Annotated in this window: 9 protein-coding genes and 1 pseudogene; 7 read left to right on the top strand and 3 right to left on the bottom strand. The window is 52.6% G+C overall.

Annotated features, from left to right (window positions below):
* From AC06ND_RS03000 to AC06ND_RS02985, 4 genes and pseudogenes are all read left to right on the top strand, one after another.
* The coding region (locus tag AC06ND_RS03000) for an ATP-binding protein (RefSeq protein ID WP_475677514.1) at positions 1–979 on the top strand (979 nt) is incomplete at its 5' end.
* Positions 980–1032: 53 nt separating this feature from the next.
* Positions 1033–1560 (top strand): acyl-CoA carboxylase biotin carboxyl carrier protein subunit, encoded by a 528-nt coding sequence (locus AC06ND_RS02995; protein WP_475677513.1) that lies wholly within the window; start codon positions 1033–1035, stop codon positions 1558–1560.
* Positions 1561–1734: 174 nt separating this feature from the next.
* Positions 1735–3168 (top strand): annotated as a pseudogene (locus AC06ND_RS02990) (acyl-CoA carboxylase subunit beta); the annotation flags it as partial.
* Positions 3169–3306: 138 nt separating this feature from the next.
* Complete coding sequence (locus AC06ND_RS02985) at positions 3307–4173, top strand: alpha/beta hydrolase (protein ID WP_475677512.1); 867 nt, start codon at positions 3307–3309, stop codon at positions 4171–4173.
* Between the two features lie 177 nt (positions 4174–4350).
* Here AC06ND_RS02985 and AC06ND_RS02980 read toward each other — a convergent pair whose 3' ends face one another.
* The 3 genes from AC06ND_RS02980 to AC06ND_RS02970 are packed head-to-tail and all read right to left on the bottom strand — an operon-like array spanning position 4351 to position 6514.
* Positions 4351–5829, bottom strand: a complete 1479-nt coding sequence (locus tag AC06ND_RS02980; RefSeq protein WP_475677511.1) for an L-fucose/L-arabinose isomerase family protein — start codon at positions 5827–5829, stop codon at positions 4351–4353.
* A 36-nt stretch (positions 5830–5865) separates the two neighbouring features.
* Complete coding sequence (locus tag AC06ND_RS02975) at positions 5866–6291, bottom strand: hypothetical protein (RefSeq protein WP_475677510.1); 426 nt, start codon at positions 6289–6291, stop codon at positions 5866–5868.
* Positions 6292–6298: 7 nt separating this feature from the next.
* The gene (locus AC06ND_RS02970; RefSeq protein ID WP_475677509.1) at positions 6299–6514 is read right to left on the bottom strand and encodes a hypothetical protein; all 216 of its coding nucleotides are present in this window, start codon (positions 6512–6514) and stop codon (positions 6299–6301) included.
* A gap of 130 nt (positions 6515–6644) precedes the next feature.
* Here AC06ND_RS02970 and AC06ND_RS02965 point away from each other — a divergent pair, with 130 nt between their 5' ends.
* From AC06ND_RS02965 to AC06ND_RS02955, 3 genes are all read left to right on the top strand, one after another.
* The gene (locus AC06ND_RS02965) at positions 6645–7205 is read left to right on the top strand and encodes a LysE family transporter (RefSeq protein WP_475677508.1); all 561 of its coding nucleotides are present in this window, start codon (positions 6645–6647) and stop codon (positions 7203–7205) included.
* Positions 7206–7226: 21 nt separating this feature from the next.
* Positions 7227–8039 carry an alpha/beta hydrolase gene (locus AC06ND_RS02960; protein ID WP_475677507.1) on the top strand — a complete coding sequence of 271 codons (813 nt, stop codon included), beginning with the start codon at positions 7227–7229 and terminating at the stop codon, positions 8037–8039.
* Positions 8040–8118: 79 nt separating this feature from the next.
* The gene (locus tag AC06ND_RS02955) at positions 8119–8292 is read left to right on the top strand and encodes a hypothetical protein (protein WP_475677506.1); all 174 of its coding nucleotides are present in this window, start codon (positions 8119–8121) and stop codon (positions 8290–8292) included.
* The last annotated feature ends 207 nt before the right edge of the window (positions 8293–8499 follow it).

Below are 8499 nucleotides of genomic sequence, written 5' to 3'. Positions count from 1 at the left end.
TTCGATGTGCGAGGCGGCGCGCTCCGAGGCCATCTCGTCATTCGGCGACGGTACCGTGTACATCGAGAAGTTCGTCGAGTCTCCGCACCACATCGAGTTCCAGATACTCGGCGACAAGCACGGAAACGTGATCCATCTCTTCGACCGTGAGTGCTCGGTGCAGCGCCGCCATCAGAAGATAGTGGAAGAGAGCCCGAGCCCGTTCATCAGCGACGAGATTCGCGCGAAGATGGGTGCAGCTGCGGTTGCGGCTGCGAAGCACGTAGGCTATGTCGGAGCCGGTACCATCGAGTTCCTGGTCGACAAGCATGGGAATTTCTATTTCCTCGAGATGAACACCAGGCTTCAGGTCGAGCATCCTATCACCGAGGAGGTGTGCGGTATAGACCTCGTGAAGCAGCAGATCAGGATTGCGGCCGGTGAGCCGCTGTGCTACCGCCAGGAGGACATACGTCAGAGGGGACATGCGATCGAGTGCCGTATCTGCGCAGAGGACACCGACAATGATTTCCGACCATCGCCAGGCCTGATCCACCAGCTTATCGAGCCGCAGGGAAAGGGAATCAGGATCGACTCGTCCGTATACCAGGGATATGAGATTCCTGTCCATTATGACCCTATGATCGGCAAGCTCATCGTCTGGGCGACAAAGCGCGAGTATGCGATCGAGAGGATGCGCCGCGCACTCTATGAGTACAAGGTCATCGGCTTGGTGACCAACATTCGCTATCTGCGCAGAATCATTGACGTCCCTCAGTTCAAGAAGGGCTGCTATGATACCTCGTTCATCGAGACCAACCGCGAGCGACTCCGCAAGCGCAGCGGATACCACACGGATTCCGAGGACATAGCAGTCATCGCTGCATACATGGACTACCTGATGAACTACGAGGAGAACTCGGCGGAGATTCAGGACAGCAGTTCGGCGCTCAGCCGCTGGCGTGCATTCGGACTCCAGAAGGGAGTGCTTCGTGTCTGACCGGATATGGCTCGGCTGCGGCTGGGTCGCTAACCAAAAAAAGAAAGATAACTATGGACATAAAGATAGGCGACAGGCTCGCGGAAGTGACGCTCCTTTCCAAGGACGGGAACAAGGTCAGCATTGATGTGGACGGAAAGGTCTACAACATCGATGTGTGCATGTTCACCAGCGGACAGTGTTCCATCCTTCACAAGGGTACTTCGTACAATCCTTTCGTGGTGCACGAGAACGGGAGCAAGCACTACAGCGTCAGTCTGAACTATTCGGTCTACGACATAGACATGCTCGATTCGGAGGCCAAGTATATGAGGATGCGCCGCAAGTCTTCTCTCGACAGACCTAACGACAAGATCACTGCCCCTATGCCTTCGAAGGTCATCAGGCTTCTCGTGGAGCCGGGCCAGAAGGTGAGCAAGGGGGAGACCCTGATCGTGCTTGAGGCTATGAAGATGCAGAGTGGTATAGAGGCTTCGAGAGACTGCGTCGTGGAGAGTGTGAACTGCTCCGAGGGGGATAACGTTATGGCGGATCAGGTACTGATCTCGCTCAAGTTCGAAGACGGGAGTGCTTCGGAGTAGGAGAATAGAGTTTTCTTAAAGGAATAGTTTAGGAAAACATTGAAGGATATTGTAAGATAAAGACATAAACAAAATAGTTATTATAATAACAATTTTGTTATAATAATGAATGGATGCCTAGAAATAGGAAAATGGCATCCAAAATGACGAAAATATACGGAAATGGAGAATAAGAAACTGAGCGTATATGAGAGGATTGACATACTTCTCGATAAGGGAAGCTTCGTCGAGGTGGACAGGTTCGTGAAGCACAACTGCACGAACTTCGGAATGGAAAACAAGAGGATTGCAGGCGACGGAGTTGTATGCGGATACGGTAAGATAGATGGCAGGAATGTCTTCGTATATGCCTTCGACTTCAGCGTGCTCGGCGGCTCGCTCAGTGCTGCGAACGCAAGGAAGATTGCGAAGATGCAGGACATGGCTCTCAAGTGTGGAGCACCTATTATCGGTCTCAATGACTCCGGTGGAGCACGAATCCAGGAGGGCGTCGAGAGCCTCACCGGCTTTGCCGAGATCTTCCGCAGGAACGTGATGTCCTCCGGCGTGATTCCTCAGATCAGCGCAATCATGGGACCATGTGCCGGTGGCTCATGCTATTCTCCTGCACTCACCGACTTCATCCTCATGGTAGACCAGGAGAGCCAGATGTTCGTGACGGGACCGAACGTCGTGAAGCAGGTCACCGACGAGGACTGCGACAAGGAGACTCTCGGCGGTGCGAGGGTTCATTCCGAGGAATCGGGTGTATGTTCGCTCGTGTGCCATGACGACGAGGAGTGTCTGATGACCATACGCGAGATGGTCGGTTTCCTCCCTTCCAACAACATGGAGGATGCGCCTGTCCGTCCGGCATCAGACGATGTCGCCCGCGAGTGCCATGAGCTCGACAATGTCGTACCTGCGAATCCGAACATTCCATACAATATCAAGGACATCATCGAACCGATATGCGATCAGCAGTATTTCTTCGAGATACAGCCGGACTTCGCGAAGAACATCGTGGTGGGTTTCGGACGCATGGCCGGTAGGACCGTCGGTTTCGTCGCGAACCAGCCTGCGTACCTTGCCGGTGCCATCGACATCGACGCAAGCGACAAGGCTGCGCGCTTCATACAGTTCTGCGACTGCTTCAACATTCCTCTCGTGGCGATTGAGGACGTTCCTGGCTTCCTTCCGGGAATCAGGCAGGAGCATGCCGGTATCATCCGTCATGGTGCGAAGATAGTATATGCGTTCGCGGAGGCTACGGTTCCTAAGATCACCCTCATCACCAGGAAGGCTTACGGCGGAGCGTACATCGTGATGAATTCGAAGCAGATCGGTGCCGACATCAACCTTGCATATCCAAGCGCGGAGATTGCAGTTATGGGTGCGAAGGGAGCGGTCAGCATACTCTACCGCAAGGAGCCAGCGGAGACTCTCGACGCACGTATCAAGGAATACGAGGAGAAGTTCGCGAATCCGTATCGCGCTGCCGAGCTCGGCTATGTGGATGACATCATCCAGCCTTCCGATACCCGCAAGGCCATCATCAAGGCTCTCGAGTGCTGCCGCAACAAGAATCAGAGCAATCCTCCGAAGAAGCACGGCAATATGCCGATGTAGAAATCGATGTTTTTTATACCAAAAAGGCACGAGATAGATTATCTTTGTTGTATGAATACAACTGCATTGATAATAATTCTCGTGCTGGTGGCGATACTCGCGGTCAGCTTGGTCATAGGTTTTCACGCCAATAGGAAAATGGTCTTCAAGGACCCGCTCGGCAAGTTCAGCGAGGCCTACATGGAGAAAATGGAAAAGAGCTGCCCAGGTATCACCGGGTGGATCAGGGAGAACGTATGCGACCAGACCGGCGCTGCACCCAATCCTGATGCGACCTACCAGAAGATTGCTCTTACCAACAAGGACCATCATAGGGTCACGGCATACCACACTGCTCCTGGCAAGGATAGCAACGGAGTGGTTCTGCTTCTCCATGGCCAGAACGGATGCGCTCTCCAGATGATGCCTTACTCGAAGATGTACCTCGAGATGGGATACGATGTGCTGATTCCGAACTGGGAACACCATGGAGACAGCGAGGGAGATGCAACCCAGATGGGATTCCAGGAGAAGGAGGACTGCGCGATGTGGATAGAGAAGGCTATTGAACTCTACCCGGAGGCTGCGAAGAAGCATCTTGTTCTCCACGGAGTGTCCATGGGCGCGGCGACTGCGATGCTCTGCTCCCTGAATGAGCACGTCACCGAGGTCGTCGAGGACTGCGGATACTCATCCCTGCATAGCGAGATCGTGGATCAGTTCTATCATATGCACATGCCCGGCATGCTCGGTGCTTTCGGCTTCGGCCTGGTCAATGCGGTGCGTCTGGTATGGTTCCCATCGATGGTGAAGCCTATCAAGACTGTCTCTCAGAGTACGGTTCCTATGCTCTTCATCCACGGAACCAAAGATACTACGGTCCCATATTGGATGGCGTGCTCACTCCATGCATGCAAGCTCAACGGCCGCAAGGAACTCTGGAAAGTCGAGGGCGTCGGCCATGCCAAGACCATATTCGTCCATCCTGAAGAATATCACAAGCGAGTCGCCGATTTCCTTGCCTAATCCTTCCGCCGCACGCACAGAGACACCAGCACACACGGAGACACCCTTCGAAAGCAGTTGCGGCACCTATCCGAACGTAGTGGGACGCCCATCGAAACGAAGCTGCGGCAGCAGCGGGGGTATAAAAAGAGGCCGACCCGAAAAAGGGACGGCCTCTTCTGTATGCGAAGAATTCGATTAGATTGCGAATGGATTCTCGCCTGGATAGAGCTGACCTGCTGGAAGAGGAGTGTTGATGTCCTCAACGCCGAGCATCTTGAGAGCCTCGAAGAGCACCTTACCGCAGTGGTCGAATGCATAAGCACCGTGATGAGGGAAGTGCTTGCCAACGAGGACGTGGCGATAGAAGCGAGCGAAGCCTGGGATAGCGTGGATACCGATACCGCCGAATGAGCAAGGATCTACATCGAGGAACTCACCCTGTGCGATGTAAGAAACGAGCTTAGAGTCAGAGTTTGACTGGAGACGGAACATGGTAGACTTACCTGGCTTGATCTGGCCCTCGAGAGTACCCTTGGTGATATCTGGGCTCATGAGACGAGCCTGGATGAGCTGGTACTTGATCTTGCAGTCCTTCATGCATGAAGAGCAAGTGTTACCGCAGTGGAAGCCCATGTAGAGGTCCTTGAGGTCAGCGCCAGCGAGGCTTGCGCCTGCAGGGATAACGTCTGCTGGAACAGAGTTGTTGATGTCGAGGAGGGTAGCTGGCTTCTCGGTTGCGAGCTCTGCCATGTACTCAGAGAGTGCACCGTAGAGGTCAACCTCGCAAGCTACAGGAATACCACGACCAGTGAGGCGTGAGTTTACGTAGCAAGGCTCGAACTCGAAGATAGGCTGCCATGCTGGCCAGCACTTGTTAGCGAATACTGCGAACTGAGAACCACCCTTCTGGTTGTTGTACCAATCCATGAGAGTAACCTCGAGCTGAGCCATCTTGCGGATGATCTCAGGATAGGTGTTACGCTGTGGACCGAGCTCAGCCTCCATGTCCTTAGCAACAGCATCGATCTCTGCGGTCTTGCAAGCAGTCTCGTCGAATGCCTTCTTGAGGTCAAGCTCAGAGTTCTCCTGAACCTCGATGCCGAGATCGTACATTGGCTGGATAGGTGCGTTGCAAGCGAGGAAGTCCCAAGGACGTGGACCGAAGCCGATAACCTTGAGGTTCTTCACGCCGATGACTACGCGAGCGATGTTGCGGAAGTCAGCGAGCTCCTTAACTGCCTCTGCAGGAGTTACGTTAGGATACTCAGGGATGTATACCTTGAGGCGACGGAGACCTACGCTGTATGAGAAGTTGAGGACACCGCAGAGAGCGTCACCACGATCGTTAGCGAGGTTAGCCTTGCCTTCCTCCTTAGCTGCGAGTACCATTGCTGGACCACCGAACTTCTGGATGAACAAGGTAGTAGGACCCTCAGGACCGAAGTTACCCAGGGACATGCAGACAGCGGTGATGCCATTTGCCTTAGCCCAGTCAAGAGCCTTGTAGGTGTCAACGTCGTTCTCGATTGTAACAGGACAATCGTAAACCTCTGGAAGACCAGCAGCCTTAACCTCTGCCATGATAGCAGCAAGACGAGCCTGGGTGAGGGTGATAGGGAAGCAGTCGCGGCTAACGCCTACGATACCGAGCTTCACGGTTGGTTGATTGATCATAATCTTAATAGTATTAGAGTTTGTAGTTCTATCTATCTATTTGCCTAAAGCGGCTATAGTTTCTTCAATATTGCATGTAACGCTGTCGAAAAGCTTGTACATCAGCTCCGGTTCCTGACGTTCAGGGATCAGAACCACTACCTTCTTCCCGCGTCCGGCGAACCATCCAGCCTCGGTGTGGGCCGATCTTCCGCAGGGAAGTACGAGTACGCATGCGTCGCAGCTTTCCATCGCTCTGAGGTCATTGCCGAACTGGCGTACCGAACGAGGATGCTCAAGCTTCTCCCTGTACTGCTCCGGTGTCCATTCCATCCAATCCTCTCCGACATACTGCCATTTGAATGGGTCCTCTCCTTCGCCTGGATTGCGGAAATCATAGACATCGAAACCGGCCTCGCGGAGCGCGGTGACGACTGCAGGGTAGTGCTGGTTGCGCCAGCTGCTTGCTACATAGATCTTCATTCCAGTGTTACTCTGTGGCTTGTGTGGTTTCTTCGTGGACGTCATCCTCGTCGAAAAGGAACATTGCTTCCTCCTCCTCGTGCCAGTCTGTCACGTTGTAGAGTCCATCGATCTCCGCCTTCATTATCTTGACGTCGTGCCTTATCATCTCTATGCTCGCAATGACATAGATGGCGAAGGCCAGACCGAGGACTATGTGGAGAATCTTCTGCGTCTTGTTCATTTCTTTCAAGGTTGAAGTTCCGGCTCCAAAAAGCCACCATACAAATATAGTGAAAAATTATTATGAAGTTTTCTCTTTTTTTGCGTTATTTGATAAATATATGCCGACACACTTATTAGCCTCATTTCTTTTGTCCATTGTTGCAGTGGGTTACACTCCAGGCCCTGCCAATCTGTATGCGCTTTCCTGCGCACTCAGACATGGTAGGAAGAGGTCCATGCCAATGTGGCTTGGGATGCTCTGCGGATTCAGTGTGATGGCTCTCATTGCCAGTACCTTGGCCCATTTCGTGGGCCTTGCCTTGGGCGATTATATCGTGTACCTTAAATATGTCGGGGCGGCATATCTGATATATCTTGCGTGGGTGATATTCAATACCGAGGTGAAGGAAAGGGGAGCGGATTCCTCATGTACCTTCGCATCCGGCTTCATCATCCAGTTCACCAACGCGAAGATGATAATCTACGAGCTGACGGTCTATTCTACCTTCGTGCTCCCGTATTCCGACAAGCTCGTCGATCTCTACAAGGTGGCTGCATGGCTGCTGATCGCGGGACCGCTCGCGAACCTTGCGTGGCTCCTTGCCGGATCACTGCTGAAGCCCCTGTTCACCAACCATCAGAAAGCCGTCGATACGGTGATGGCGGCGGTGATCCTACTCTGTGCAATCGCGATTGCACTATACAGATAAGCTCCATAAACTTGACCAAACATGAAAAGACTTCTCATAGCATCTATCGCGCTCGTTCTCACTCTCACTGCCTGTGCACCGCAGTATATCGTACATGGCCCCCAGGGCGGAATCGCGACCAAGACCGTACTTCCGGATGGTTTCAATCCCGATACCGACAGCTGCAGGATGGTGATACTCATGCATGGAATCTTCTCCAGCAAGGATTATCCTCCTATGCCAGGTATCGCGCATGAGCTTGCAGAGCATGGGATTGGTTCCATCGCCATCGATTTCGGCGGTCATGGAAAGAGCGAAGGAAAGAAGGTGAACATGACTATCCCAAGAGAACTGCAGGAGGCCAGGGCGACATGGGACTATCTGAAATCGCTTCCTTATGTACGCGGAATAAGCCTTCTGGGCCATTCCCAGGGCGGAGTCATTGCCAGCATGCTCGCCGGTGAACTTGCATCTGAGGGCGATTCTCCGGAGTCCGTCATACTGCTTGCACCGGGTTCTGTGATCAAGGAGGCGTGTCAGGGCGGACATTTCTTCAAGAATAGCTTCGACCCAAAGAATCCGCCAGAATACATCAAGTGCTTCGGTTTCTACAAGGTGGGACGCGAGTACATGCTCAGTTCTCAGGAGCTGGATATTTATGGAACATCAGCGAAGTTCCAGGGGCCGGTGTGCATCATCCATGGCACCGAGGACGGCACGGTTCCGCTCTGGTGCAGCGAGAAGTACGACAGCACATATGTCAATTCGACCCTGCATCTGATCGAGGGTGAGAACCATCTTATGATCAGTCACCTCAAGGAGACGAAGGCAATCATCACCGATTTTTTGAAATAATTTTTTCTCTATTCGTATTGTCCAACGAAATTGGACAAGCATGCTCTAGCTTTGCATCATAATCAAAAACGCAAGGACTATGAGCATCAAGATTTCTCGTTCTCAGATTTCCCGTGACTGGGAGAATCTCACCAAGTGGGTCGTCAACACCTATCACAACATCGAGGTATGGGATTACGCCTATTGTTTCGGCGAGGATCCTGTACGTCTCATCGGCCATACTGACCGTCCTGTTTGGGACAGGCGTCGCTAGTGTATCCCTGACACATATTCAATATGGAAAGAAAAGATAACAGAAAGTAAGCGCCTCCGCGGGGACGTCTTGACGGGTCTTTGTTAATTGTTGATCTTCGCATGGTAATTCATTACCATCATGGAAGATCGGATCATTGAGAATAACAAATCAGCCAAGTCTCCGGGCAGACAGGAGTACGCAGACAGGCTGTTCTATGCCCTTGTT

The organism is Candidatus Cryptobacteroides sp. (genome assembly GCF_056207615.1).
Note: the sequence above shows the minus strand (reverse complement) of the source record. Positions and strands in the feature narration are given on the sequence as shown.

Excerpts from the sequence above, each read along its gene's own strand:
- AC06ND_RS02995 (WP_475677513.1), top strand. The coding sequence starts at position 1,033 with ATGGACATAAAGATAGGCGACAGGCTCGCGGAAGTGACGCTCCTTTCC.
- AC06ND_RS02985 (WP_475677512.1), top strand. The coding sequence starts at position 3,307 with ATGGTCTTCAAGGACCCGCTCGGCAAGTTCAGCGAGGCCTACATGGAG.
- AC06ND_RS02980 (WP_475677511.1), bottom strand. The coding sequence starts at position 5,829 with ATGATCAATCAACCAACCGTGAAGCTCGGTATCGTAGGCGTTAGCCGC.
- AC06ND_RS02975 (WP_475677510.1), bottom strand. The coding sequence starts at position 6,291 with ATGAAGATCTATGTAGCAAGCAGCTGGCGCAACCAGCACTACCCTGCA.
- AC06ND_RS02970 (WP_475677509.1), bottom strand. The coding sequence starts at position 6,514 with ATGAACAAGACGCAGAAGATTCTCCACATAGTCCTCGGTCTGGCCTTC.
- AC06ND_RS02960 (WP_475677507.1), top strand. The coding sequence starts at position 7,227 with ATGAAAAGACTTCTCATAGCATCTATCGCGCTCGTTCTCACTCTCACT.
- AC06ND_RS02955 (WP_475677506.1), top strand. The coding sequence starts at position 8,119 with ATGAGCATCAAGATTTCTCGTTCTCAGATTTCCCGTGACTGGGAGAAT.